Here is a 26247-nt window from a genome sequence, read left to right as displayed (position 1 = left end):
CGACAAATTTCACAGAACCCTTATCCTATCAGGGTTCTGCCTTCTTAAAATTGCCAAAATTTCCTTAAACTCTTCTTTTTTCCCAAAACCAATTAAACGCTGAATCGCCATTTGAACATAGTCTAAACCATAGCGAAATAAACTCATTGAGAGTCGTCCATGCTTCTTTATTTTTATCGCTTTTTTTTGATCATGTTGCCATTCACCCGTTAAGTAACACCAACAGAAGCTTATAGCTAACACCGCAATCAATTTTTTCACTCGTCTAGGGTCTGTCAAGCGCGTATTTTCAAGATTAAACCCGCGTCCTTTGAGACAACTGAATAAGGTTTCAATTTCCCAGCGTAATGCATAATCCTGAATAGCATTGGCATTAAACTGAGGAGAAACGACGAGTAAAAGCTCTCCATTTTCTAACTGTAGTGCACTTATATATAGTTTCACCCGACCAACCAAAATCCGTCGTTTACGACATTCAATTTGACCAACTTTAAGATGGCGAAATAAATCACTAATTTTATGATTCTTTCCTAAATGATTGGTGACAATGAAGTTTTTTTAACACGAATGCAGAAGTTGATGTCTTGTTCAATTAACCATGTAAACCACTGCTCACCGATAAACTCTCTGTCTGCGAACACATTCACAATACGGTCTTTACCAAAAATGGCTATAAAGCGTTGAATCAAAGCAATACGCTCTTTCGTATCTGAATTTCCACGTTTATTAAGCAATGTCCAAAGGATAGGTATCGCTATTCCACGATAAACGATTGCGAGCATCAGGATATTAATATTTCGTTTTCCCCATTTCCAATTGGTTCTATCTAAAGTCAGTTGCACTTGGTCGAATGAAAACATATTGAAAATCAACTGAGAAATTTGACGATAATCAAAATACTGACCTGCAAAGAAGCGCTGCATACGTCGATAAAATGATTGTGGTAAGCACTTGATGGGCAAGGCTTTAGATGCAGAAGAAAGATTACATGTTTGCTTTAAAATAATCACAAGCATGATGAGCGCAAAGCACTTTAAATGTGACTTGTTCCATTTTAGATATTTGTTTAAGATAAGATATAACTCATTGAGATGTGTCATAGTATTCGTCGTTAGAAAACAATTATTATGACATTATTTCAATGAGTTATCTATTTTTGTCGTGTACAGAGAAATTACTTACAAAAAAGATAATTAATTCACTTATATTTTAAAGCCGTCTAACTAAGTCATCTCATTCAAGAAAATTTCTAAAAGCATGCCCTGCGCCGACTTACCTAAAACGACAAATACAAAAAATAATGGTTCAACATGCAAAAAATATTTTACAGATGCAACATTTAGGTGCATAATGCACCTCATTAGGGCGAATTTAGTTTTTACTCAGCAGAAAACTAAATTTACCCGCAAATTTGGCGCAAAATCCCAGTTTTTGAAAGAAAACTGGGATTTTTTTATGGGTTTTGATCATATCACACCCTCAAACTGCACCATATCAGTGCAATTTTCGCAAAACCATTTGCGTTTTCACATGCAAAAAAAAACCCAACCTTGGGGAAAGTTGGGCAGATAAAAAGAAACATTTATGGAGAATTAGATCGCACTACTGGATCAAGCAAGCTCAGGATTTGATGGCTAAATTACGAGATAAGTCACATAATTTACAAACCCGACTTGAGTAGTAGGTCTTCATGCTGCAATTATGAAATAAATCACAGTTTATGTAAAGCTTAGTCAACTAGTCTGATTTATTTTTATACAAATAGTCAAAATTAATGTGATTAAATTCACATTATGCCGACTATTCCACTCAAATTTATTCTGAACAGACCTTATTTTTAGTTTGTTTTTTATCCAAAAATCATGATTTCACCCTAAAACAGGTGAGTTTTTCCGTTATTCTTCACTCTCCAAGAATTATTATTACAGATAATTTCAATTAAATTTATCGATTAATCCAATTAATGCTTTGCTTATTATTTCTACTTTTGTTGCAAAAACGAACATATCGACTTGTTATCCATACAGTTTTTAGGTTGACAGCAAAAATTTTATTTGAATATTTTTTAAACACCAAAGTCAATTGGACTTAATTCTTAAATAAAGTCCTTTTAGTTCATTGACTTAATAAATTGTTACACTAAAATGGTCAATGTTTCATCCATTTTTAACAAAACTGGTAACTATCATGAAAAAACTCGGTTTAGCCACTGCATTATTATTAGCCATGACCGGTGCTCAAGCGTACCAATTCGAAGTTCAAGGTCAATCTGAATACATCGACAATACAGTAAACGATAAGAATTTCACTGGTGCTGTTCAAGGTACTTACTACTTCAAAAATGTTGATGCGACTAAAGGTCCATTGGCTGAGGCTGCGTTCTTAAACCAAGCTTCTAACTTCTCTTTAGCATACAACTATGGTGAATATGACGAAGATGGTTTAGATATCGTTTCTCACACATATGGTGCTAAAGCTGAAGCGTATGTACCAACTCAATTAGTTCCTGTGTATGCAAGTGCAGCATATAGCCATACAATTAATGACAGCAAAAATAACCTTGAGTTTGATGACCAAGGCGACCGTTATGCTTTAGAACTTGGTGCAGTAGTAGCGCCTAACTTCTTGGTTGCTGTAGGTTATACAAGCGTTGCCGATCAAACTTCTTATGATGCTTTCAATATCCTTGCTAATGGTGTTGCTAAAGCAGCGCTTGAGTCAGACACAATCGATCAAGACCAAGATGCAATCACTGCACGTACAAAATATGTAGGCGCAATTGACGGCACCAATATGGCTGTTGGTTTTGAAGCAGGTCTTGTATATGGTGAAGATACTATGTACAACTTAAAAACTGATCTTTACTTAACACCAGCGCTTAGCGTAGGTGCTTCTTATGTAGAGACAAGTGCTGACTCTAATGTCGATTCTGCTTGGGGCGCGAACGTAAACTACTTCATCACTCCTTCAGTTGCTGTAGGTGCTAGCTATGTAAATGCGAATGCTGTAGGCGAAGCTGTTGACACTCAAACTGTTGGTGTAAACGCTAAATTCCGTTTCTAATTTCACATTAGATACTGAAGTTAAAAAAGACGCTCATCTGAGCGTCTTTTTTTATGCCTGAAATATTTCATGAAAAAATTGAACTGCTATTTCACTCAGATGAATCATCATGGTGATGATGCGGTAAGTGGCGAATGTATTGCAATGCGATTAAACGTGACACGATCAATGCCAAATACATCACGCCACAGAACATTTGCAACATGGCAATCACCCTTGCTTCTGGGCTGATCGGTATAAGATCAGATAAACCTGTCGCGGACTGCAAACTAAAACTTAAAAACAGTAAATCCAACCAGCTTTGTAAACCTGCAGCATTTGGGTTCTGAAAACTTTGTGGAATTAGAATCTGGCAAATGCTATATAAAAAGGCAAATCCCCAAGCGATTAAGGTAAACACCGCTGCGGCAGCAAAGAGCTCATCTTTGGTTAAGTAACGGTCATGGAACATATAGCGCAATAAACCATAAGCGGCACTAAAATAGGCTGCCGCTTCACACGCATGACTTATTACCAGAATAAGCGGATGCCGCACACCCAATAAAATAAAGAATGAAAAGAACAACGCCGCATAAACAAAACTGAGACCCAAAATACTCAACATTGGCGTTTGTCGAATCACTTTGGCAATGAGCAGCAACACCAATACCCCCACCATCCAGGTGATGACTTTATAAGGCATGTTGTGATGTGAAAAGAGTGAGAGCAGCAAAATCACAAACTGCAAAAACAACAGCCATGCCGAAGGCAAGACCTGAAACCTTTTCCAGACATTGTCTAATATGTACATATATCTGCTGCCTATTCTTTTTATATTGCATCCAACATAGCAGCTTATTTACGCATGTAATGCAATCACTCTGTATCAAAATTGCATATCACAATAGCCTTATCCATAAATACTCATCGGTATGCTTACCCAAGCCAACATACAGGCATAAAAAAAGTCCCATTGCTGGGACTTTTTTGAGGTGTTTCAGACCTTAGTGGTCAGATGCACCTGAGATACCAATACCAGTTTGTGAGCGTACGAACTGTGCATCGAATGCTTTACGTTCAGCTTGTGCTTGCGCAGAGTTGTCAGTGATAGAGAACAACCAGCAGCAGAAGAATGAAAGTGGCATTGCAAAGATCGCAGGACCATTGAATGGATTGATTGGTGTGTCAGAAATTTGTAGCGTATCTACCCAAACTGCTTTAGACAATACAATCAAGGTTACTGCTGAAACTAAGCCTGCTACCCCACCAATCACTGCACCGCGAGTCGTTAAGCCTTTCCAGAACATAGACAATACAAGTACTGGGAAGTTGGCACATGCTGCTACAGAGAATGCTAAACCGACCATGAACGCAACGTTTTGTTTCTCGAAAAGAATACCCAAGATCATTGCGAAGATTGCTAAGCCTAAAGTTGCAATTTTAGACATGCGAAGTTCAGATTCAGGTGTCGTTTGACCTTTCTTGAATACGTTAGCATACAAGTCGTGAGAGATTGCTGAAGCACCAGACAATGTCAAACCAGCAACTACCGCAAGAATTGTTGCGAATGCTACTGCTGAAATGAAGCCCATGAACAAGTCGCCGCCAACCGCATCAGACAAGTGCACCGCAGCCATGTTGTTACCACCAACAAGTTCTAACTTGCCAGTTACTGCCATTTTCGCAACATCAAGGAATTGTGGGTTGTTTGATACGTAAAGGATCGCACCAAAACCAATGATGAAGGTTAATAGGTAGAAGTAACCAATGAAACCTGTTGCAACTACAACTGATTTACGTGCTTCTTTCGCGTCTTTTACTGTGAAGAAACGCATCAAGATGTGTGGTAAACCTGCAGTACCGAACATTAACGCCAGACCAAGTGAAATCGCATCAATTGGATTAGACGCTAATTTACCAGGACCCATAATGTTTGCAGCATCTGCCAAGCTCAAGTCATGTACTTTAGAGAAGACTTGGATCGATTGCTCGAACATGTTCGTGAAGCTGAAGCCCACACCTTTCATTACCATGAAGGCCATGAAAGTTGCACCTGAAAGTAACATCACCGCTTTGATGATCTGTACCCAAGTTGTTGCCAACATACCACCGAACATTACGTAAGCCATCATCAGTAGACCCACGATGACTACAGCAAGGTTGTAGTTCAAACCAAAGAGAAGTTTGATTAACTGACCCGCACCTACCATTTGTGCAATCAGATAGAACGCAACCACAACAAGCGAACTGAATGCTGCAAGGGTACGTACTGGCTTTTCAGATAAACGGAACGAGACCACGTCAGAAAGGTTATATTTCCCTAAGTTACGTAAACGTTCAGCAATCAAGAACAATACAATTGGCCAGCCCACCATGAAGCCCAGTGAATATAGCAAGCCATCAAAGCCTGACATAAACACCATTGCGGAAATACCGAGGAACGATGCTGCTGACATATAGTCACCTGCAATCGCTAGACCATTTTGGAAACCAGAAATACCACCGCCTGCGGTATAGAAGTCCTTAGTGCTCGTAGTTTGCTTCGCTGCCCATTTAGTAATGAACAAAGTTGCACCAACGAAAATTAAGAACATAATAATTGCTGGCCAGTTGGTTGGCTGCTGTTCTGCTGCACCTAAATCTGGTCCTGCAAATGCCATACCTGACATTAATACAGTAGACGCAGCCAGTGCTTTCAATGAATTCCATTTCATCTTAGTGCGGTCCTTTCTCATGTGTAATTGCTTCAACTTCACGCATCGCTTCTTCATTCAATTGGTCAAGTTTGCTATTCGCAATTGATGCGTAAACCGCACATAAAATGAAAGATAAAACGATAATGGCCAGACCCAGTGGAATACCCCAAGTCGTCACACCGCCAGAAATTGAACTCAATAAAAATTCTTTGTTATAGCCCACTAAAAGCATAAAACCTACGTACACAAACAACATGATTGCTGTTAATGTCCAGCTTAGGTTACTTTTTCTGCGAACCATTTCTTTGAATTTTGGGTTTTGTAGAATACGATCTACTTGTACCTCATCCATAACCTGCTCCTTAAAGCGCCCTGCCTTAGGCGCAAATTTTTAATTCGAATTATTTCGAACTTAAAATTAACAATGTTGAAGCCGATTTGCAATTTAGACTTTGGTCGCTAAAAAAATGATCAACCTCAGCGCAAAGGCTATGGAATAGGCTATCATAGCCCTATTGTCGATACTTTTAAGGCATCATGAACAGCTGGCTCATTATGGGGGTTTTAGCCCTCTATATCGCATTACTTTTTATTTGTGCTTTCTATGGGGAAAAACATGCCAGTCGTTTAAGCACCCGTGGGCGCATGCTCATGTTCAGCTTAACTTTAGGGGTGTACTGTTCATCATGGACTTTTTATGGCGCAACGGGCGCAGCCGTTCGTGAAGGGATCATTTTTTTACCGATTTATTTAGGGCCATTACTGTTTGTCGCTATTGGTTATGATATTTGGCGACGTTTAGGTCGCGTGCGACAACACCACGCCATTTCATCTATTGCTGACTTTATTGCCGCACGTTATGGAAAAAGCGGACCACTGGCATCACTGGTCACAATTTTGGCCGTGATTGCAATTATCCCCTATTTGGCTCTGCAATTACGTGCAATTGCGCTCAGTGCCGCAGTGATTTTGGATCAAAGCACCAATGTCGAAAGTACCACCAATGCGGTGTTGTTCCTGACAGGTTTATTGGCAATTTTAGCCATGCTGTTTGGTACCCGACAAATTGCCAATACCGAACAACACGGCGGCTTAATGCTCGCAGTTGCCTTTGAATCCTTTGTCAAATTATTTGCCTTGCTTGCTGTGGCCTTCTTCTTTGTATTTGAAGCGCCCGACAATATTCATCAAATTGCCAATGATGTTTCAATTACCTTTCATGAAGTGCAGCTGTTTGGGGTGCCTGAAACCTTCTGGGTGCAAACCTTATTGGCGGCCTTAGCGATAATTTGTTTGCCGCGTCAGTTTCACGTTGCGGTAGTCGAACTGCGCGATGAAAAACATATTCGTGGTGCGCGTCGTTGGTTTGCCGTTTATCTGATTTTAACCACCATCGCGATTGTTCCAATTGCCAGTTGGGCTTTGCATGCAGCTCCGCAATATTTAGCCATCCCCGATGTGGCGGTTTTGTCTTTACCACTTAGCTATAACCAAGACTGGCTGACGCTGTTGGCATTCTTGGGGGGATTCTCCGCCTCGACAGGCATGCTGTTGGTATCTTCGGTAGCACTGTCGATCATGCTGAGTAATGACCTGATCATGCCTGCCTTGTGGCGCTTGGGCATTTTCTCACGCCATGACAAGCGTTTGCCTTTGGTACTGAAGTTCACCCGACGCATTTGTATTTTAGTGGTAATGCTGCTTGGCTTCCTGTTCTTCAACTTCTTTAACGATATTGATCAGCTTTCTGTGTTTGGCTTATTGGCCTTTAGTGCAGTGGCGCAGTTCTCCCCTGCCCTAATTGGTGGTTTGTATTGGCGCGGTGGTAGTAAGCAGGGCGTTTATGCGGGCTTAATTGTCGGTTTTACGATGTGGGCCTATACCCTGCTGCTTCCGACCATTTTACGCAGCCTGCCAAGTCAGTTCAGCGAGTTTACCCGTGAATTTTTATTGCTGGGACCTTTGGGCATCAACTGGTTACGCCCTGAAGCCTTGTTTGGCTTTGAATCTTTTGCACCGCTCACACACGGAGTCGTTTGGGCGCTTGGTTTAAATATTTTGTTATACATTTGGGTGTCACGTATTTTTCGCCCAAGTGTGGCAGAACAAATTCAAGCCGAAAGTTTCTTTTATTATGAAACCAAGCCTCTGCCAACCCAGAACATCAGCAACGAGGTCAGCTATTCACATCAAGATGTAGCACGTTTAAAAGTAGGAGATTTAATCACACTGGCAAAACGCATTACAGGTGATTCCCCAACCCGACACGCCTTTGAGCAGTTTAGTCAGCAAAATAATGTGGTACTGAATGAAAATGCCAATGCCAACGGCATGTGGTGGCGTTTTACCGAACAATATTTGGCAGGGACGATTGGTGCGGCTTCGGCACGTACCTTACTCACCACCGCCATGGTCAATAATGGACTTGCTTTAGGGCAAGTTGCGAACATTCTTGACCAAGCCTCTCAATGGCAACGCTTTAACCAAAACCTAATCATGACCATGATCGACCACATGACCCAAGGCGTGAGTGTGGTCGATGAAAATATGTGTTTGGTGGCATGGAATAATCAATACCTTAAATTATTTGATTATCCTAAAGATATTGTCTACGTCGGTTGCCCAATTGCCGACTTGATTCGCTATAACGCAGAACGGGGTGAATGTGGCCCGGGCTCGATTGAAGAACACGTGCGTAAGCGTATTCACTGGATGAAACTGGGCAGCGCACATGAATTTGAACGCATTCGTAAAGATGGTCGTGTGATTCAAATGCGTGGTAATCCAATTGAAGGCGGTGGTTTCGTGACCACCTTTGCCGATATTACCTCCTTCCGTGAAACCGAAGCGGTACTTGAAGCACGGGTACAAGATCGCACGCAACAATTGGCCGATGCTTTGGCAGAGCAGCAATTGGCACGTGAACAAGCCGACAAAGCCAATATGTCCAAAAGCCGCTTTATTGCCGCTGCTAGTCATGACTTATTACAGCCGATGCATGCGGCACGCTTGTTCAGCACGGCTTTAGAACAAAGCATTCAGTCCGATGAAGACCGTAAAACCTTACAGCAACTGGATCGTGCCTTGCATGGTGCAGAAAGTATGATTTCGGCCTTGCTGGATATTGCCCGTTTGGAAGGCGGTACGATTCAGCCGAAACGTCAGGCTTATCCATTACATGACTTACTGAGTGATTTAAGCCTGCAATTTAAATCTATTGCGGCACAACGTGGCATTGAATTTCGTGTGCATGATGTACCGTTCTGGATTGACACTGACCCGCAATGGATTCGTCGTATTATTCAAAACTTTGTCAGCAATGCGCTGCGCTATACCGCCAAAGGGCGTGTGGTGGTGGGCGTATTACGCTCTGCAGAACAACTACAACATATTCGGATTGGGGTGTGGGATACAGGTCCAGGTATTGCCGAAGAACAACGTATTAAACTGTTTCAGGAATTTGAGCGTTGTGGACATACTTCACCTTGGGGTGAGCAAGGTCTAGGTCTTGGATTGGCGATTGTGCATCGCATGACCCGTTTATTGAACTACCCTGTGCATGTCTATTCAGAATTGGGCAAAGGCTCATGCTTTATGATTGAAGTGCCGATTGTCGAAGCACCAAAAGTGGTGGCGGCACCTGTGCAAGTGGTGCCATTGAAATCCAAAGCCTATAAAATTTTATGTTTAGACAATGATGAAACCATTTTGGAAGGTATGGCGACTCTACTGAGTAAATGGGGCTATCATGTATTTAAAGCCACCGAACCTGAACAAGCAATTGAGTTGATTCAACGTGAGCATATTCAAGTTTGGTTAATCGATCAGCACTTAAATGACGATAAAATCGGTTTGGATTTCATTTTGGAACATCGTCAGGCTGATGTTCCTGTGGCGTTAATTACTGCAGACTCTGATCCAGAATTGCCACAGCGTTTAAAAGAACTCAATATTGTGTTGCTGAAAAAACCCTTAAAACCAGCATCACTGCGCTCTTGGTTATCGGGTCTGAAAATTTCAGGCAGCTGATACCCATAAAATTTTGTCTGCCCCGCTTTAAACCGTGCTTGATTCAAGCCATGTTTAAAGTGCAAGGCAGGCAAGTAACTCAATATCTATCTTGTGGCAACTTAAAGCTACTTTACTTACTGCAACTCTAGACAACTCAAAAAACAACAGATTGCCCGTAAAGCGTCACAGCCATTGGCCTGATGTACAACACCGATTGACCAAAGTTTTCAAAAATGTCGCGTTTTGAGTGCCTGCCCTTCACATTAAATACCATCGCCTCACTGGCTATGGCAAAGTCTGACAAGATCGTAAGCAAATACACCCAAACTTGCTTACAATTTTTTTAATTGCCGAGTTTGTAAAGGCTTTTCTGAGCACATTGCAATACATTAGACTTTAGTCTTATACATCTATTGACTATCTGCGCGCATAAGTAAGTAAAAGAAATGATCAGCGCGTTCATCTCCAAACCACATCCAAATAAATTTCCTGTCCTATTAAGCGTTGATCGACCTATTTTCACGTTTTAGGAAGAATCTCATGAATACCGTGAACCATGAACAGCAGCTTGCAGAACAAACACAGCAACTCCATCGTCAATATGGCGTGAATGCGCTTTTGCCCGAAATTCATTGGGATCGTCTGTTTCAAAACAGCAAGCTCCAAGCTCCCCACCTACAAGCACTGAATACCCTGTATCAAACCGCAGTGCCCTTAGCCCTGCAAGTCTTTGAGGAACTCAATTTTGATGTGTTTCGTCCTGCGGCGTATCAACCACAAGGTTTAGGTCTGTTTGAGAAGCTTGCAGCACAAGAGCAGCAATTACTGGATGTTTTAGAAAAAGAAGCGCAAGGCTTAGATCAAAGCACACGCCAACATATTTGGAGTATGTTATTACGTGGTGGTGCAGTATTGGTCTTTAAAGCATGGTTAGGCAAAGTCAAAACAGATGAAGTACAACTCGATACAGCTCAATTTGATGAATTGTCCGATTTACTGTTCATTAAAACCTCACCTTTTGAATTGGCAGAACGCTTAAAGGTCGATGCGCATGCACCCACTGAACATATTTTTCTACTGTATGGTAATGACGTGTATTTAGACCGTTTTAATAGTCTTGAAACTGCAGCCTTATTTGTCGATTTAGGTGTGTATGACGCTGCATTTTTAAGCCTGAGAGATGACCACGTTGCGAAATACCTGATTAGACAAGGCTATGTCAGTGAGCAACAAATTGATGAGTTGCAATGTGCCTTAAATCCTTTGAATTGTGCCGATCTAAATCCAAAGCAGAACTATATTGCTTAGTGTGAGTTGAGGACTTAAATTCCAAGTGATCACATCACAAACCCCATCCTATTCCAAATAAAAACAAGGCGTGCAATAGCACGCCTTGTGGCTTATTTCATTAACAATACACGAATGAATTTTGCTTAAAACGTCACACGCTTATAATCACGATATTCAGGCTTCCAGAAATTCGCTTCAATTGCCTCTCGTAATGCCTCATCACTCATGAGAGGTGCAACCCCTGCATCCATTGCAGCTTTTGCCACTCTAAATGCAATAAACTTAGAAACTTGCTGAATTTCATTTAAATCTGGCAACAAATCTGCATTTGGATCCTGCAACAATGGTGAGCAGTCCGCCAGCGCATTACTGGATGCAATTAACATACTGTCTGTCACACGTGTTGCCCCTGCAGCGATTACCCCTAAGCCAATACCTGGGAAAATATACGAGTTATTGCACTGCGAAATATTATAAATTTTGCCCTGATAATTCACTGGCTCAAATGGGCTACCTGTTGCAATTAAGGCCTTACCTTCCGTCCATTCCAAAATATCGGCAGGAAACGCTTCGACTTGTGAGGTTGGATTCGACAATGGCAATACAATTGGACGCTCGCAGTTGGCAGCCAAGGCTTTAATCACTTCTTCAGTAAATAAACCCGGTTGCCCCGAAACCCCAATCAATACCGTTGGCTTGGCGTTTTGAATGACGTCCAACAGAGAAATCACACCTTCAGGATTGCCCCAATGTGCAACACGGTCAGGACTTTGTGCCAGTTTACTTTGGAAGTCGAGCAAATTTGGCTGATTATCGGTTAACAAGCCATAACGGTCTACCATATACACACGAGCACGCGCTTCAGCATCGCTTAAGCCTTCGACCACCATTTGCGCCACAATTTGCTCGGCAATACCACAACCTGCCGAACCTGCGCCCAAGAAGGCAATGGTTTGATCTTTCAATTGTTTGCCCGCAGCCCGTGATGCTGCAATTAAACTGCCCACAGAAACTGCTGCCGTACCCTGAATATCATCATTAAAACAGCAAATTTGATCACGGTATTTGTTTAATAACGGCATTGCATTTTTCTGAGCAAAATCTTCAAATTGAATTAATGCCTTTGGCCATCGACGTTTCACCGCATCAATCACTTGATCAACAAATTGATAATATTCCTCACCATTAATACGCGGCTGATTCCAGCCCATATAAATTGGGTCATTCAGCAATTGCGGGTTATTGGTACCAACATCGAGGGTAATGGGCAAGGTATAGGCAGGGCTAATACCACCACAAGCGGTATATAAAGACAGTTTCCCAATTGGAATGCCCATGCCACCAATGCCCTGATCACCCAAGCCTAAAATACGCTCTCCATCTGTAATCACAATCACTTTGACATTCTTTTTATTGATGTTTTGCACAATATCGTCAATATGGGCGCGGTCAGGGTACGAAATAAAAATACCACGATGACGGCGATAAATATCGGAAAAACGCTGACATGCCTCACCTACAGTTGGGGTATAAATAATCGGCATCATCTCACTCAAATGCTGCTCGATTAAGTGATAAAACAGGGTTTCATTGGTGTCTTGAATATTGCGTAAATAAATATGTTTGTTGATGGCATCACTAAAAGCACAATATTGCTGATAAGAACGCTGGGTTTGCTCTTCAATATTTTCAATTACATGCGGAATTAAACCATGCAGGTTAAAACGAGTACGTTCTTCTTCAGAAAATGCAGAACCTTTGTTTAATAAAGGCAGTTCTAAAAGGCTGTTGCCAGCATAGGGAATATATAAAGGACGTTTTTGCTGCAGATTTGCGGTGGTCATTGTTCATCTCATTCTAATCAGTTGCTGATGGCGCATGGATTGAGATGCACCATCAGACATCTGACTAGCTTAGCCCGAATTGCAGTAAATAGGGCATTTAGAAGTTTGATAACCAAATCTGAATGATTTTTATTTCTGATAGCCCATGTTATATAGGCATCGAACCTAATTTATTTGGGTGGTTGCAGTGGCGTCATATCTACAATTAAGCCAGTGAACTTACGCACCAAAGGCAGCACACATAATACGACTGGAAAAGCAAAAGCCTAAGAAATCATCCAGTTATGCAACCACAGGGTAAAAAATCCATCAATCCAGCCTAAATTACGAATCATATTGATAAAGGAAATGATGCCACTCATCAAACACGATAAAAAGAAAGGAATCACCACGGTGGCCCATTTCATAGATAACTTGGGTACATTGCCAAAAATCATTGCACGTTGTTTCATGCTCCAGCCTTTTCGCCTCACTGAATGCCGCATACTATGCCATGAATTGCTTGCTTAAAGGATGATTTTTCAGGCAATTTGTTCATGCTTAGCTACAATCTCTGAAATTCGATAAAGCATACAATTGCATTCCCCTAAAGCCCCTGAAATTTGCTATATTTAGCGTTTTTCTGCACATCTATTTTTCGACTCAATATGAATACGGCAATACAAGCAGCGCTCGAGCATGCAGTGCAATCCCTTCAAGCTGAAGGTGTACTCCCATCTGACTGGAACAATACGAGTAATTTAACCCGTACCAAAGACCGCAGCCACGGCGATTTCGCATCGAATATTGCCATGATTGCCTCTAAAGCTGCGGGTATGAAGCCGCGCGATTTAGCCGAAAAAATTCTTGCTGCTCTGCCTGAAGTGGCGGATATCAGCAAAGCAGAAATTGCAGGACCAGGTTTTATTAACTTCTTTTTAAATGCCGATCAACGTTTTAGCGTTTTAGATCAAATTCAAGCACAACAACAACAATTTGGTCGCAGCCAAATCAATGCTCAAAAACGTATTCAGGTCGAATTCGTTTCTGCCAACCCAACTTCAAGCCTACACGTAGGACATGGTCGTGGTGCAGCTTATGGTATGACCGTTGCCAATTTACTTGAGGCCACAGGTGCCAAAGTTGATCGTGAATACTATGTCAACGACGCAGGCCGTCAAATGGATATTTTGGCGACTTCGACTTATTTACGTTATTTGGAACTGGCTGGACAAACTCTGGTTTTCCCGAAAAATGCGTACCAAGGTGACTATGTCAAAGACATTGCACAAAGCATTTTAAAACAAGATGGTGAACGCCACGTTCGCCCTGTTGCAGATGTATATCACAATGTACCTGAAGATGTGCAGTATGCGGCAGAACTCGATGCCGATGGCAACAAAGTGGTCTTGTCGGGCGATAAAGAAAAACACATTGATGGTTTGATCTTCAATTCACAAACGCTTTTGGGTGATGATTATCGCGTGTTCCACCAAGCTGCGCTGAATGCCATTTTGGCCGACATTAAAGATGACCTGGGCGAGTTTGGCGTGACCTTTAATCAATGGTTTAGTGAAGCATCATTGACTGAAAAAATTGATGAAGCTCTGCAAACCCTAGACCAACGTGGTTATCTGTACGAACAAGACGGCAATATCTGGTTTAAATCAACTGAATTTGGCGATGAAAAAGACCGTGTAGTGAAACGCCGTAATGGTCAAACCACTTACTTTGCTTCAGACATTGCTTATCACCTCAATAAATTACAACGTGGCTATACGGACCTAATTGATATCTGGGGTTCAGATCACCACGGTTATATTTCACGTGTAAAAGCGGCCATTGATGCACTAGGCTATGATTCGAAAAAATTAACGGTACTGTTGGTGCAGTTCGTAAGCTTATGGCGTGGCGGTGAAATGGTGCAAATGTCATCTCGCTCGGGTCAATACGTGACCTTACGCGACTTGCGTAAAGAAGTTGGTAACGATGCTGCGCGTTTCTATTATGTGATGCGTAAATCTGAACAGCACATTGACTTTGACCTAGACTTAGCCGTTTCTCAAAGTAAAGACAATGCGGTGTACTACATTCAATATGCACATGCGCGTATTTGTCGTATGCTCGAAAAAGCTGCTGCTACGCAATTGAATTTTAATGCGACAACTGCACGTCAATTTGCTGCAAAACTTGAGCTAGATGCTGAAACTGAAATTTTAGCCAAATTGGCAGCCTACCCTGAAATTTTAGTGCGTGCTGCCAACAGCCATGAACCGCATCAGGTAGGTAACTACTTGAAAGAATTAGCTGCCTTGTTCCATGGTTGGTACAACGAGCACAAAGTGCTGAATGATGATACAGCCTTGACTCAGGCACGCTTATTGCTTTCAGTTAACGTGCAACAAGTCTTGCGCAATGGCTTAGAGTTATTGGGCGTTTCTGCACCTGAAACAATGTAAAAGCCAAATAAAAGCATAACAAGAGGAAGTCCACGTGTTTGGAAAAACGCAACGCGGTGTATCTGAGCGCCCCAATAAGCCCAAAAAACCACTGATTCCTGCGTGGTTAGGCACGCTCGTGGTGATTTTAATCGTGTTGTGTTTTGCTGTAGCCTTAATGCTTTGGAGACCGTGGGCACCTGTGCAACCTAAAGGGCAAATCAGTTCAGAGCATTATCAAGAAGATACCAACAAAGACTATCGTTTTTACGATTTGCTACCTCAGCAACAGGTCACGCCTATTCCTGAGCAAGCGGTGCCTGAAACACAGCAACAGAATAGCGTAGTTATTGTTGAAGCGCCTGCTGCTGTAGAGGCGCCAGCGGCCAGCGAAGCCAATGTTGGTCTGACAGAAATGCCTGCCCCTGTGGTACAAGCCAGCTATATTCTACAAGTGCGTAGCTATACCGACCCAGATGCTGCAGATGCACGTCGTGCCGAAATTATTTTGAATGGTTTATCGGCAGATGTAGTGAAAAGTGTAGAAGGTGGTGAAACTTGGTATCGGGTGATTTCAGGCCCTTATGATTCAGCCGATGCTGCAGTGATTGCTCAGCAAACTTTGCAGCATAGTGGAATTGATTCAATTGTCGTGAAACGCTAAGCCTCATTGTTATCAATCGACCAAAATCAATTAAAAAAAGATGCCTCGGCATCTTTTTTTAGGTCTATAGAACGATGTACTCACAAAAATCATCGCTAGATTTGCATTAACTGCTGCTCACGTTCGCGTGCACGCTGAAATGCAGGACGCTGTTCCACGCGTGCCAAATAAGCCGCAATCTGTGGATAATGATGCCCGGTACGGCTTTGCAATGCTTGGAGCGGGAAACTCATTTGAATATCAGCAAAAGAAAAATCGCCTGCAAAATAATCATGTTTGCCCAGATAAGCTTCCAAATAGGCAATATGATCTTTTAAACGAGGTTGAATAAATCCTGCTTTAATACCTGCACTAATTTTTTGCGCCATTGGTCGAACTAACCATGGCACTTGCTGTGGCACTTTGGTCATCACCAACTGCATTACTAACAATGGCATTAGTGAACCTTCGGCATAATGCATCCAGTATTGATAGGCTTGCTGTGCTGAAGTCTGCTGCGGTTTAAACTGCCTTTGCAAATCATAATGCTGCTGCAAGTATTCCAAAATTACTGCAGATTCTGCAATGGTCTGCTCTGCATCAGTTAAAATTGGCGCTTTACCCAATGGGTGAATCAGCTTCAATTCATGGGGCGCACTAAAATTGGGCTGACGGTGATAAAACTTGATATCATAGTCTAAGCCCAGCTCTTCAAGGGCCCACAAAATGCGGAAAGAGCGGGATTGATCAAGGTGGTGTAAAGTAATCATAAAACGTCCTATTTTGTTTTTATTACATCTGTTTTAAGTGATTGTTATATCTTCTGTTTCACGCAACATTATAAAAAGGCATGTCCTGCATGCCTTTTTATAAGAGACGGATTCAACTCTAGGTTTAACCCAATTCAGTACGAATTTCCACACTGCGTAACAAGGTTTTCGTCACAGGTGTTTTTTGACAGATATTCAGTACTTTTTGCTGTAATTCTGCATCTAACGCTGCTTCAGTTTGCACACGGCGTTCAATCCACTCCTGCCCTTCCTGATTGGTAAAGAAGTCCGCCTCGACCTGAATTTTGCCAAAATCCAAACCCTTATGCTGTGCATACATACGCAAGGTAATCATGGTGCAAGCGACCAAACTGCTACATAACAGATCATAAGGTGCAGGACCTGCATCTTGACCACCTAACTTTTCAGGCTCATCTACCTTCAATTGGTGCTGACCACTTTGGATCTGACCTTGCCATGCCGTGTCTAAACTGCGTACCTGTGCTGTGCCAATCTTGGCCATAAGATGCTCCCTATAGATTGATATTCCATCATTTATTTTGATGCACGCATTTTTGCGGGGAAAGTCGGCGCTTCTAAACGTGGTCCATCGTAGTCTGGTATTGTGCCAAAACGAGGATCATGATTGACCCATTGCTCACGTGCAATGCTGAGTTCCTCTTGGGTACGACCGACGAGATTCCACCACAACAAAATTGGCGACTCAAAAGGTAAACCGCCCAATAGCAACAGACGCGCACCCGCATGTAAATCTAGCTGAATTTCGGTTAAGCCTGGTTCAAGCACCAGCATATTTTCATCGTTTAATTCATGCCCATGCACAGTGGCTGTGCCTTCCAGCATCATCAAACCATATTCAAATTTAGGATTCAGCGGCAAACGGGTTGTCGTGCTGGTTTCACTATAAATATCTACCCCTAGCAACTCACTATGTACTAATACTGGTGAAGTGGTATTTAAAAATTCACCAACTAAGATGGTAAATTCCACTCCATCTAGCAAAACCACAGGCAAGTCAGGGTAATGATCAAAACGTGGCGCCATATTGCGCTGATCATCAGGTAAAGCAATCCACAGTTGCGCTGTATGCATGTGTGTTTCGGTGTCGGGAGCAACTTCGGTATGTGAAATACCATAACCCGCGGTCATTAAATTAACCTGTTTGGGACGAATCAATTGCTTAGTACCCAAACTGTCGGTATGCATAATGCTGCCTTCAATCATCCAGGTGAATGTTTGCAAACCAATATGTGGATGCGGCCCGACATCTAAGCCTTCACCTTGTGGAAAATTAACAGGACCTGCGTGATCTAGAAAACACCATGCCCCAATCATGCGTTTATGCCGACTCGGTAAAGCACGTTTAATTAAAGTTCCCTGCCCAATTTCAGCACTAAGCAGTGGAAATTCCTGTATAAATTGCTTGACGTACTTATCACAATCGTCTGAATTGGAAAGCTCGGTATAATTGCTGTTGCTCATCCTATACCTCTTATATTTCTGTAAATTCCTTGACTATTAAATATAGTAAATCACTAACGAAGAGCAAGATGAAATTTGTTGTTCTGATTTTTATGGTTCAAACTTGAACTACACCTTAAAATATATGGCATAATTTTGACCAAAATTTAAAAAAATAGAGAAAATACCCAAATTTAGGGAGGTTATTTTTTCTGCATTTTGCGCATAATCCTCACTATAAGTTGTCAATTTGAGTAAATATCGCTATGTCTGTAAAAGCTCGAATGGGGGAACAGACCCGTTCGAAGATTTTAAGCAATCAGGAAGCCTCAGAAAAACTTTTAAAAACAACTGAGTGTGATCTTGAAAACCGACAAGCAATTGAAAAAGCATTGCAGCACCCTGCTGCGCAACTTCCACCACAATTTGAAACACATTTTTATCAACACCAGAATTTACATCAGCGTCGTTCTTTACGCCAAGTCAATTACATTGGGCAAATGACGTTCCTGCTGTATTTCTTTATCGATTATTTCATCATTCCAGATGTCACTACACTCTCGGCGACACTCCGTCTCAGTGCTGTTGTCTTGGCGCTGATTGGCAATTATTTCTGCTTTAAATTGATCAAAGATATTCGCCTGCTGGATTTAATTTTACCAGTCAGCGCCACACTGTGCTGCGGTATTTGGTTTTATATCCTGTCGCAATCACAAAGCCCTTGGATTTCCACTTATGTGTATGCCTCGGTCATTTTTGTGCTCATGGCGAACCTATGTATTCAAGTGCGTTTCCGCCCTGCGGTCTACAATTCATTGGTCATGAGCGTACTCATGTTTTTGGGGGTGATTTCCCTCACCAATTTGCAGGATGCCTTAGTTTTTATGGTGGTGTATATCCCTGTATGTTTGTTGAGTTTGTATATCAGTTGGATCAACACTCTAAATGCCCGCCATCACTTTTTACGCAGTTTGCTGGATGACTGGAATTTCCATACCCTGCAAGCCTTAGCCCATACTGATGAACTGACACAACTGAATAACCGTCGGCAATTTGTGCACATGGCGGAACATAAAATTCATGCCTGGCCTAAATCTGAATCGGTCTGCTTACTAATGTTTGATGTAGACTTTTTTAAACATATTAATGATACCTATGGGCATGATGTTGGAGATCGGGTCTTACAAAATATTGCTGAAATTGCACGTAAAGAAATGCGTCGTAAAGATATTTTGGCACGCTTTGGTGGCGAAGAGTTTATTGCTCTGCTCAGCGAAACCAGTTTAGATGAAGCAATGATGATTTCAGAACGTTTAAGACAAAAAATTGCACAGCATCAAATGTGCATTGATAAAAAATGTTTTAATTTCACTGTCTCCATTGGTGTATCAAGTTTAAAACCACAACAAACTGACTTACAACTGTTGATTAAGGAAGCCGACCTCGCACTTTACCAAGCCAAACAAAGCGGACGTAATTGCGTGATCAGTTATGATGTAGGAATGTCTGAGCCACCCGAACCGATTTTAAAAAAGAAGTTAAATCCTGAATGATCTAATAGATATAAAAAATGAGCACATTACGTGCTCATTTTTTGGGTTTTTGGGGCTAGAGTATGTTTAAAAAACCCTAGCTGCCGCAGGCATCTTGCACCCATTTAAAAAGCCGTGCTTTAAAATGGGCTCATGGCGTAAAACTGGCAAGCAGCAGTGCTGCTTGAAACCCCTACTGCCGCGCGCATAGCGCTTGGCGTAATTCAGGCACGAAGCAGTGCTTCGTGAAATCCCTGAATTACTCCCATTCAATTGTTGCAGGTGGTTTAGACGAGACGTCGTAAGTCACACGTGAAACGTCTGCAATTTCATTCATGATACGGGTAGAGATACGGTCGACTAAATCGTACGGTAAGTGTGCGAAACGTGCTGTCATAAAGTCCACTGTTTCTACGGCACGAAGAGCAATTACCCATGCATAACGACGACCATCACCCACAACACCAACAGATTTCACAGGCTGGAATACTGCAAATGCTTGTGCCGTTTTGTCATACCAACCACTTGCACGCAATTCCTGCATAAAAATGTCATCGGCTAAACGTAAAATGTCTGCATATTCTTTTTTCACCTCACCCAAAATACGCACGCCCAAACCTGGACCTGGGAATGGATGACGGTAAATCATGCTGTGTGGCAAGCCTAGAGTCGTGCCGAGTTTACGCACTTCATCTTTAAATAAATCACGTAAAGGTTCAACCAATTCAAAAGCTAAATCTTCTGGTAAACCGCCCACGTTGTGGTGTGATTTAATCACGTGTGCCTTACCTTGTTTGCTGGCTGCAGATTCAATCACGTCTGGGTAAATCGTACCTTGTGCCAAGAATTTCACGCCATCGAGTTTACGCGCTTCTTCGGCAAAGACTTCAATAAATTCACGACCAATAATTTTACGTTTTTTCTCAGGATCAACTTCACCTGCCAACGCGCTCAAGAAGCGTTGTTCTGCATCGGCACGAATCACGCGAATACCCATATTTTCTGCAAACATTTGCATCACTTGATCGCCTTCGTTCAAGCGTAATAAGCCGTTGTCTACAAACACACATGTTAATTGATCGCCAATGGCTTTATGCAACAATGCAGCAACCACAGAAGAGTCTACGCCACCAGATAAACCTAGCAATACTTTTTCATCGCCAATTTGCTGACGTAATTGTTCTACGCGCAGGTCGATGATGTGTTCTGGTGTCCATAAACCGCGACATCCACAAATTTGATGTACAAAGTTAGACAATAATTCTGCACCTTTAGCAGTGTGTGTCACTTCTGGGTGGAATTGAATGCCATAGAAACGGCGGGTTTCATCAGAAATCATTGCCACTGGGCAGCTTGGCGTGCTTGCCGTAATTTGGAAGCCTTCTGGAATGCGTGCCACTTTATCGCCATGGCTCATCCAAACGTGCAATTGGTTTTCACGGTCTTGCAAGTTACCAATCAGTTTGTCACGTACCAAAATATCGACTTCGGCATAACCGAATTCATGCACTGTACCTGCTTCAACTTTACCGCCCAATTGTTCTGACATGGTCTGTAAACCATAGCAGATACCCAATACAGGTACGCCTAAGTTAAATACAATTTCAGGTGCACGTGGACTACCCGCTTGGTGAACACTTTCAGGTCCACCCGATAAGATAATACCATTTGGATTAAATGCACGAATGTCTTCTTCCGACATATCGTAGGCATACATTTCAGAATATACGCCCGCTTCACGCACACGACGTGCGATGAGCTGACTATATTGCGAACCGAAATCCAGAATCAGGATACGATCTTCAGTAATTTGAGTATTGGTAGTCATGACAAACAACTATGAAAGGCAAACGAATTAAGCGCGCTATTCTAGCATTTTTCAACGCCTTGCGCACACTATTCAGACAATCCTAAAAATGGCTATTTTTCTTCGTGATATTGCAGTGACCACATACTCTAAGTTTTAAAAGACTATGCATTTTCTATGGCATAAAAAAAGCAACCTTCTTGAAGATTGCTTAAATTGTTGAGCTGATGTGGAAATCAATGACTTACTTTTTTGCTTCCAAAAGATGGTCTAGACTTATTTTGCCTGCACCGTAAAGCATGATGTAGAAGAAACCACCTGCTAAACCAATATTTTTCATTAAGTTCAAGGCATCTTCTGGCGCGCCATGGAACAAAAATGCAGTCACGAGACTAAAAACACCTAAGCCCAAGCCGACCACTCGTGCCTGAAAGCCCAATAAAAGTGCCAAACCACCGCCCAATTCCAGCAAAATAACGAACGGCAATAATGAACCTGAAACACCCATCTCCTGCATATAACCCACAGTTGCCTCATAGCCTGCGATTTTGCCCCAGCCAGATACAATGAATAAGTACGCTAAAAAAGCACGTGCAAATAAACTCACAACAGCCTGCACACCTGCGTGTTCGACCACACTTTTTACCACAACATTTGGATTAAACATCAGATCACCTATATTTTTGATTCATTCTTGAAGACAAATACATCTTAGTTTTTTCAAAATTCAGGATAAATACGCATTTAAAAGACATGTTGTTGCATCTATGCAACGAAAAAGAACCGATGTGGCTGGTCTAGCATCCCTAAAATCACTGTGAAAATTATTTACCTTTTCATACTGACTTTCCGCCTGTGGACTGCTAGGATTTGAGCACACTTTCGCTTGTTTTTTCCCATGGAACTGATTGATTTTATCTTGCACGTCGATGAGCATTTGCTCGAATTCATCACCCAATATGGGGTATGGATTTACGCTATTTTATTCCTGATTATTTTTGTAGAAACAGGCTTGGTTGTTATGCCGTTTTTACCTGGCGATAGTTTATTGTTTGCGGCAGGCGCACTGGCTGCATCGACAGGAGTGATGGATCCTTGGATTTTGGGTATTTTATTGTTTACTGCTGCGGTACTGGGTGACACACTGAATTATCATATTGGTAAATATATCGGACCTCGGGTTTTTGAGCTTGAATCACGTTTTATCAATAAAAAACATTTAATTGAAACCCAAAAGTTTTTTGAGCGGCATGGCGGAAAAACTATTATTTTTGCGCGTTTTGTACCGTTTGCGCGTACCTTTGCACCCTTTGTAGCAGGTGCGGGCAGCATGAATTATAAATACTTCCTGACCTATAACGTGATTGGCGCTTTTTGCTGGATCGCTTCGTTTATTACACTCGGTTATTTGTTTGGCAATATGCCAATTGTGAAAGACAATTTCACCTATTTAATTTTCGGCATTATTATTTTAAGTGTTTTGCCTGGGGTGATTGGTTTTATTCGCCAAAAACTCAAGAAAAAACCTGCTTAAGTTGTGAAATTTTGTGGGCAAGCCTGTTGAACAGCGCTGCCCTCATCTATTCAAAACAAGTGAGATGAGTGCTCAGGTCACCAAAAATCTCTAAATCTTTAGAAAAAACGCGCTACGACAGGCAGCATGCACACCACCAACAGCAAAGCCGAGCCTTTATATAACAGATCTGCCGTTACTTTATTGGTTTCTCGCGCCAAAACGGCCCGCCCAAAAGACATCCAAAATAACGCTGTCGGCAATAAAACCAGACCGAATAAGAGATAGACCATGGCAAAATTGGTCGGGTTATCCCAAGTTTCTGTAGGAAAAATACCTGCAGCAAATAACAAGGCCTTCGGGTTTTTAAAAGTCGAAAAAAATAATTGTGCGGGGCGAATGGTAGAGTGTTTTTGACAATGTTGCTCTAAATGCGACTGCTTCCATAAATGAAAAGCCATCCAAAATACATAGCCTGCACTTAAAACATGCAGAATATCAATCAAGTAAGGCCAAATAGGCGCACTCAAATGAATGAATAATGCCCACAAACTAATGGCATACATATAACCAAAAAACTCTGCGGGAATCAGCAGACTGGTTTTGGCAATGCCTTGTTGGTGGGCTGAGCTTGCCAATAGTGCATTGGTCGGGCCAGGAATCATCAAGACCGCAATCATTGCTAGGACAAAGAGCCAACTTTCAATCATAAACACCAGAGCATGCAAATCAAAAAATAGGAGCACACCTTATATGAAAGCCATTAAAAATGACAAGTTTTTCTATCTGTCAGGACTGACCCAAGGGCATAAATAAAACAAAAAATAAGATTAAGTTTTTGTTTTTTAAATATTAGATTGAGATCAGTCTTGAATTATCTTGCTACATTTTTTAAGCAATGGTGCTGCACAAATGGCAGCACCATAGACAAAATATTCGCAAATCCTAAAATTTAAGAGGTTGCAGGTTTGAGTTTAACAATAATCGGGCAAGCTTTAAATTTTGCTGCTTGCACAATGGCTTCTTGCTCACCTAAAAGACGTGCCAACTCTGTTCTTTTGGTGTTGGATGACTGTCCCATATTGACCGAAACACTCGGTGCAACGCCCCAACCACCTCGGCTGCCCCAGCCACCACCTAAGCCGATACCCACACCAACGCCTGTACGTTTCGGCGCTTCGACACCGCTTTCAATATATTGCTGAATACGGTTATATTCACTTTGTAATTGTTGGCAATTCAAAGCCTGATAATGTGTAGGCGACACGTAACTAGGTTTCACCGTAGTCGCACAAGCCCCCAGCAATAAACTACTTGCCGTGACAAGACCAATTGCAAATGTTCTCATGTCTACCTCTGTATCACGCTTGCTCAATTTCATTGAACAACGATTGATAAGCTTGCGTCAATTTATGATCTGTTGCCAAATGAATTAATGGCAAATTTTTATGATGCGATTCTTTCATCAACACCGAAGGCGGCAACATGCTATTCAAAACAGGCAAACCTTCATCTTTGAGTTGCTGCACCACTTCACGCGGTAACTTGGCCTGTGCTTGGTATTGATTCACCACAATTCCTTCAATTTGCAAGTTTGCATTGTGATCATCTTGCGTTTCCAGCACATTTTCAATCAGGCTTTGTAAGGCGCGTTTAGAAAACACATCACAGTCAAACGGAATAAGCACCCGATCTGCCGCAATTAAGGCAGATAAGGTAAAAAAGTTAAACGCAGGCGGAGTATCAATAAATACACGGTCATATTGATCGGACAATTGTTGCAAGGCATCGCGCAGCTTGTAAATTTTATGTTTCGATTCAAGTGCATGTGCCAAACCGCCCAATTGTGGACTGGCAGGAATCACATCCAAATTTTTAAATGGCGACTGATGCACATAGGCTTCTAAACCTTTGCTGCGGTTTTTTAAAATTGAGCCTAAGGCATTGCCCAATAAACCTTTGGATTGATTTGCACCCAACACTTCTTCAAAATAATTTTCGATGTTAGGTTCAAGCGCAGGCTTATCGGCAGAATAAGTAGCATCATCACCCAATAAATATTGGCTGGAGTTGGCTTGCGGGTCGAGGTCAATCACCAAGGTTTTTAAACCCTGATGCGCACTGATTGCAGCCAAATTGACGGTAATACTGGATTTTCCAACACCACCTTTCTGATTAAACACTACACGTGTGCGCATTGCCGCCCCTCTTTTCAATTTTTGTTATGACATCACTTTAGTTTAACTGAGCTGTCAATATTCTTGCCAAATTATGTCTAACAATTCGCCAATGCTCAAATATGCAGCCAATCTCTTGCCGATATTTGCATACACTCAATGCCCGTGAATTTACAGCCACAAGCAACATCTACAATATGACCTGCTGAATTAGCCAAAGCTTGGCTTTAACATCACCAAACCTAAAATGGCAAAAAATGCGACTAAGGCTAAGCCCCAACCCACACGACGTTGAATCAACAAAATACGGTCATCTTTTTTATACGCTTTAATTAAAGATGACAGCATCACCAAAAATAAAATAATTTTGGCATAAAACCATGTTTCGACTTGAAAGTCTTTTAAAAATAAAGCAATAACACCTGTCACCACAATTAGCGTGAGTGCCGAATGTTGCAACGCCACAAAGACTGTCCACGCTTTAGGATTAGGCGAATTATTTTGTGTGCCTTTAAACAAAGTCATGCCCCGTACAAACAGCACCAATAATAATAAAGCTGCTGCAGCAACGTGAATGGTGTTCAGCATTCCTAAATTTTCCATGTATTTCATTCCATTACGATGTTTTTGGTGCATGAGCACATTCTGGGCTGCTAGTGTCTTGTCCCTGCCATTCAGATGCAACAAAGGCATGAATTGCCAGTGCATGAATTTTACTTGGCGCGAGTAAATCACCTACAGCAGCATAAATTTTTTGATGACGTTGTACGGCGCGTAGCCCCTGAAAAGCATCGCTGACTATCACCACTTTAAAATGGGATTCTTTGCCTGGGAAATAACCGCCATGACCTGCAGATTCATTCACCACTTCCAAATGGCTTGGATTGAAAACGGCTAAGCGTTGTAGCAACTGTTGTTCTAAACTCATGATTGTATTTCCCCGAATGGTTTTAAAAACTCTCAGAAGTATAACGTTTTCTGTGTGATTCGCAGCATCTTGCCATGAGGATTCTTCAATTTACG

Annotated in this window: 22 protein-coding genes and 1 pseudogene; 7 read left to right on the top strand and 16 right to left on the bottom strand. The window is 41.9% G+C overall.

Translation table 11 applies throughout. The annotated features are described in order from the left end of the window. Nucleotides 1-9 precede the first annotated feature (9 nt). A protein-coding gene (locus LZP46_RS00655) for an IS4-like element ISAba1 family transposase (protein WP_085940413.1) occupies nucleotides 10-1100 on the bottom strand; the annotation gives its coding sequence in 2 pieces (ribosomal slippage) (nucleotides 10-560 and nucleotides 560-1100; 1092 coding nt in all). Between the two features lie 1087 nt (nucleotides 1101-2187). On the opposite strand from LZP46_RS00655, the gene omp33-36 reads away from it, so the two are divergent. Then, entirely contained in the window at nucleotides 2188-3063 is an 876-nt protein-coding gene (gene omp33-36 / locus LZP46_RS00650; RefSeq protein WP_236094342.1) for a porin Omp33-36, read from the top strand. A gap of 91 nt (nucleotides 3064-3154) precedes the next feature. On the opposite strand, the gene LZP46_RS00645 is transcribed toward omp33-36, so the two are convergent. The 3 genes from LZP46_RS00645 to LZP46_RS00635 form a co-directional block, all read right to left on the bottom strand. After that, a complete protein-coding gene (locus LZP46_RS00645) occupies nucleotides 3155-3853 on the bottom strand; it encodes an ion channel (protein ID WP_236094341.1) in 699 nt (232 codons plus the stop codon). 193 nt (nucleotides 3854-4046) lie between these two features. Next, nucleotides 4047-5756, bottom strand: a complete 1710-nt coding sequence (locus LZP46_RS00640) for a cation acetate symporter (protein ID WP_236094340.1) — start codon at nucleotides 5754-5756, stop codon at nucleotides 4047-4049. Between the two features lies 1 nt (nucleotide 5757). Further along, on the bottom strand, nucleotides 5758-6090 hold the full coding sequence (locus LZP46_RS00635; protein WP_236094339.1) for a DUF485 domain-containing protein: 333 nt from the start codon (nucleotides 6088-6090) through the stop codon (nucleotides 5758-5760). Nucleotides 6091-6275: 185 nt separating this feature from the next. Here LZP46_RS00635 and LZP46_RS00630 point away from each other — a divergent pair, with 185 nt between their 5' ends. Continuing rightward, the gene (locus tag LZP46_RS00630; RefSeq protein ID WP_236094338.1) at nucleotides 6276-9767 is read left to right on the top strand and encodes a hybrid sensor histidine kinase/response regulator; all 3492 of its coding nucleotides are present in this window, start codon (nucleotides 6276-6278) and stop codon (nucleotides 9765-9767) included. A gap of 522 nt (nucleotides 9768-10289) precedes the next feature. Then, entirely contained in the window at nucleotides 10290-11057 is a 768-nt protein-coding gene (locus LZP46_RS00625; RefSeq protein ID WP_236094337.1) for a hypothetical protein, read from the top strand. 125 nt (nucleotides 11058-11182) lie between these two features. On the opposite strand, the gene LZP46_RS00620 is transcribed toward LZP46_RS00625, so the two are convergent. Next, nucleotides 11183-12883, bottom strand: a complete 1701-nt coding sequence (locus LZP46_RS00620) for an NAD-dependent malic enzyme (protein WP_236094336.1) — start codon at nucleotides 12881-12883, stop codon at nucleotides 11183-11185. Nucleotides 12884-13053: 170 nt separating this feature from the next. Continuing rightward, nucleotides 13054-13335, bottom strand: a pseudogene (locus LZP46_RS00615) (DUF2798 domain-containing protein). A 195-nt stretch (nucleotides 13336-13530) separates the two neighbouring features. Between LZP46_RS00615 and argS the strand changes: the two are divergent. Together argS and LZP46_RS00605 are read left to right on the top strand one after the other, a co-directional pair. Next, complete coding sequence (gene argS / locus LZP46_RS00610) at nucleotides 13531-15321, top strand: arginine--tRNA ligase (RefSeq protein WP_236094335.1); 1791 nt, start codon at nucleotides 13531-13533, stop codon at nucleotides 15319-15321. 34 nt (nucleotides 15322-15355) lie between these two features. Continuing rightward, nucleotides 15356-15964, top strand: a complete 609-nt coding sequence (locus tag LZP46_RS00605) for an SPOR domain-containing protein (RefSeq protein ID WP_236094334.1) — start codon at nucleotides 15356-15358, stop codon at nucleotides 15962-15964. Nucleotides 15965-16059: 95 nt separating this feature from the next. Here the strand turns inward: LZP46_RS00605 and LZP46_RS00600 are convergent, their stop codons facing one another. From LZP46_RS00600 to LZP46_RS00590, 3 genes are all read right to left on the bottom strand, one after another. Further along, complete coding sequence (locus LZP46_RS00600) at nucleotides 16060-16713, bottom strand: glutathione S-transferase (RefSeq protein ID WP_236094333.1); 654 nt, start codon at nucleotides 16711-16713, stop codon at nucleotides 16060-16062. A gap of 124 nt (nucleotides 16714-16837) precedes the next feature. Further along, nucleotides 16838-17236 carry an OsmC family protein gene (locus LZP46_RS00595; RefSeq protein ID WP_178319027.1) on the bottom strand — a complete coding sequence of 133 codons (399 nt, stop codon included), beginning with the start codon at nucleotides 17234-17236 and terminating at the stop codon, nucleotides 16838-16840. Between the two features lie 32 nt (nucleotides 17237-17268). After that, nucleotides 17269-18216: a pirin family protein gene (locus LZP46_RS00590; protein ID WP_178319028.1), complete on the bottom strand. Its 948-nt coding sequence runs from the start codon at nucleotides 18214-18216 to the stop codon at nucleotides 17269-17271. A gap of 245 nt (nucleotides 18217-18461) precedes the next feature. On the opposite strand from LZP46_RS00590, the gene LZP46_RS00585 reads away from it, so the two are divergent. Continuing rightward, nucleotides 18462-19748, top strand: coding sequence for a GGDEF domain-containing protein (locus LZP46_RS00585; protein ID WP_236094332.1), 1287 nt, complete (start codon nucleotides 18462-18464; stop codon nucleotides 19746-19748). 238 nt (nucleotides 19749-19986) lie between these two features. Here the strand turns inward: LZP46_RS00585 and guaA are convergent, their stop codons facing one another. Together guaA and LZP46_RS00575 are read right to left on the bottom strand one after the other, a co-directional pair. After that, complete coding sequence (gene guaA, locus LZP46_RS00580; protein ID WP_236094331.1) at nucleotides 19987-21555, bottom strand: glutamine-hydrolyzing GMP synthase; 1569 nt, start codon at nucleotides 21553-21555, stop codon at nucleotides 19987-19989. 223 nt (nucleotides 21556-21778) lie between these two features. Beyond that, on the bottom strand, nucleotides 21779-22201 hold the full coding sequence (locus LZP46_RS00575; RefSeq protein ID WP_178319031.1) for a DoxX family protein: 423 nt from the start codon (nucleotides 22199-22201) through the stop codon (nucleotides 21779-21781). 231 nt (nucleotides 22202-22432) lie between these two features. On the opposite strand from LZP46_RS00575, the gene LZP46_RS00570 reads away from it, so the two are divergent. Then, complete coding sequence (locus tag LZP46_RS00570) at nucleotides 22433-23068, top strand: DedA family protein (RefSeq protein WP_236094330.1); 636 nt, start codon at nucleotides 22433-22435, stop codon at nucleotides 23066-23068. 98 nt (nucleotides 23069-23166) lie between these two features. Here LZP46_RS00570 and LZP46_RS00565 read toward each other — a convergent pair whose 3' ends face one another. The 5 genes from LZP46_RS00565 to LZP46_RS00545 form a co-directional block, all read right to left on the bottom strand. Continuing rightward, on the bottom strand, nucleotides 23167-23757 hold the full coding sequence (locus LZP46_RS00565; RefSeq protein WP_236094329.1) for a LysE family translocator: 591 nt from the start codon (nucleotides 23755-23757) through the stop codon (nucleotides 23167-23169). 242 nt (nucleotides 23758-23999) lie between these two features. Further along, a complete protein-coding gene (locus LZP46_RS00560; protein WP_236094328.1) occupies nucleotides 24000-24395 on the bottom strand; it encodes a hypothetical protein in 396 nt (131 codons plus the stop codon). Between the two features lie 13 nt (nucleotides 24396-24408). Next, nucleotides 24409-25245, bottom strand: a complete 837-nt coding sequence (locus tag LZP46_RS00555) for a ParA family protein (RefSeq protein WP_070155018.1) — start codon at nucleotides 25243-25245, stop codon at nucleotides 24409-24411. 189 nt (nucleotides 25246-25434) lie between these two features. Then, nucleotides 25435-25827 (bottom strand): SirB2 family protein, encoded by a 393-nt coding sequence (locus LZP46_RS00550; protein ID WP_236094327.1) that lies wholly within the window; start codon nucleotides 25825-25827, stop codon nucleotides 25435-25437. Between the two features lie 13 nt (nucleotides 25828-25840). Further along, a complete protein-coding gene (locus LZP46_RS00545; protein WP_236094326.1) occupies nucleotides 25841-26152 on the bottom strand; it encodes a BolA family protein in 312 nt (103 codons plus the stop codon). Nucleotides 26153-26247: the final 95 nt, after the last annotated feature.

The sequence above is a fragment of the Acinetobacter sp. SCLZS86 genome, from assembly GCF_021560715.1.
Taxonomy (GTDB): Bacteria; Pseudomonadota; Gammaproteobacteria; order Pseudomonadales; family Moraxellaceae; genus Acinetobacter; species Acinetobacter towneri_A.
Note: the sequence above shows the minus strand (reverse complement) of the source record. Positions and strands in the feature narration are given on the sequence as shown.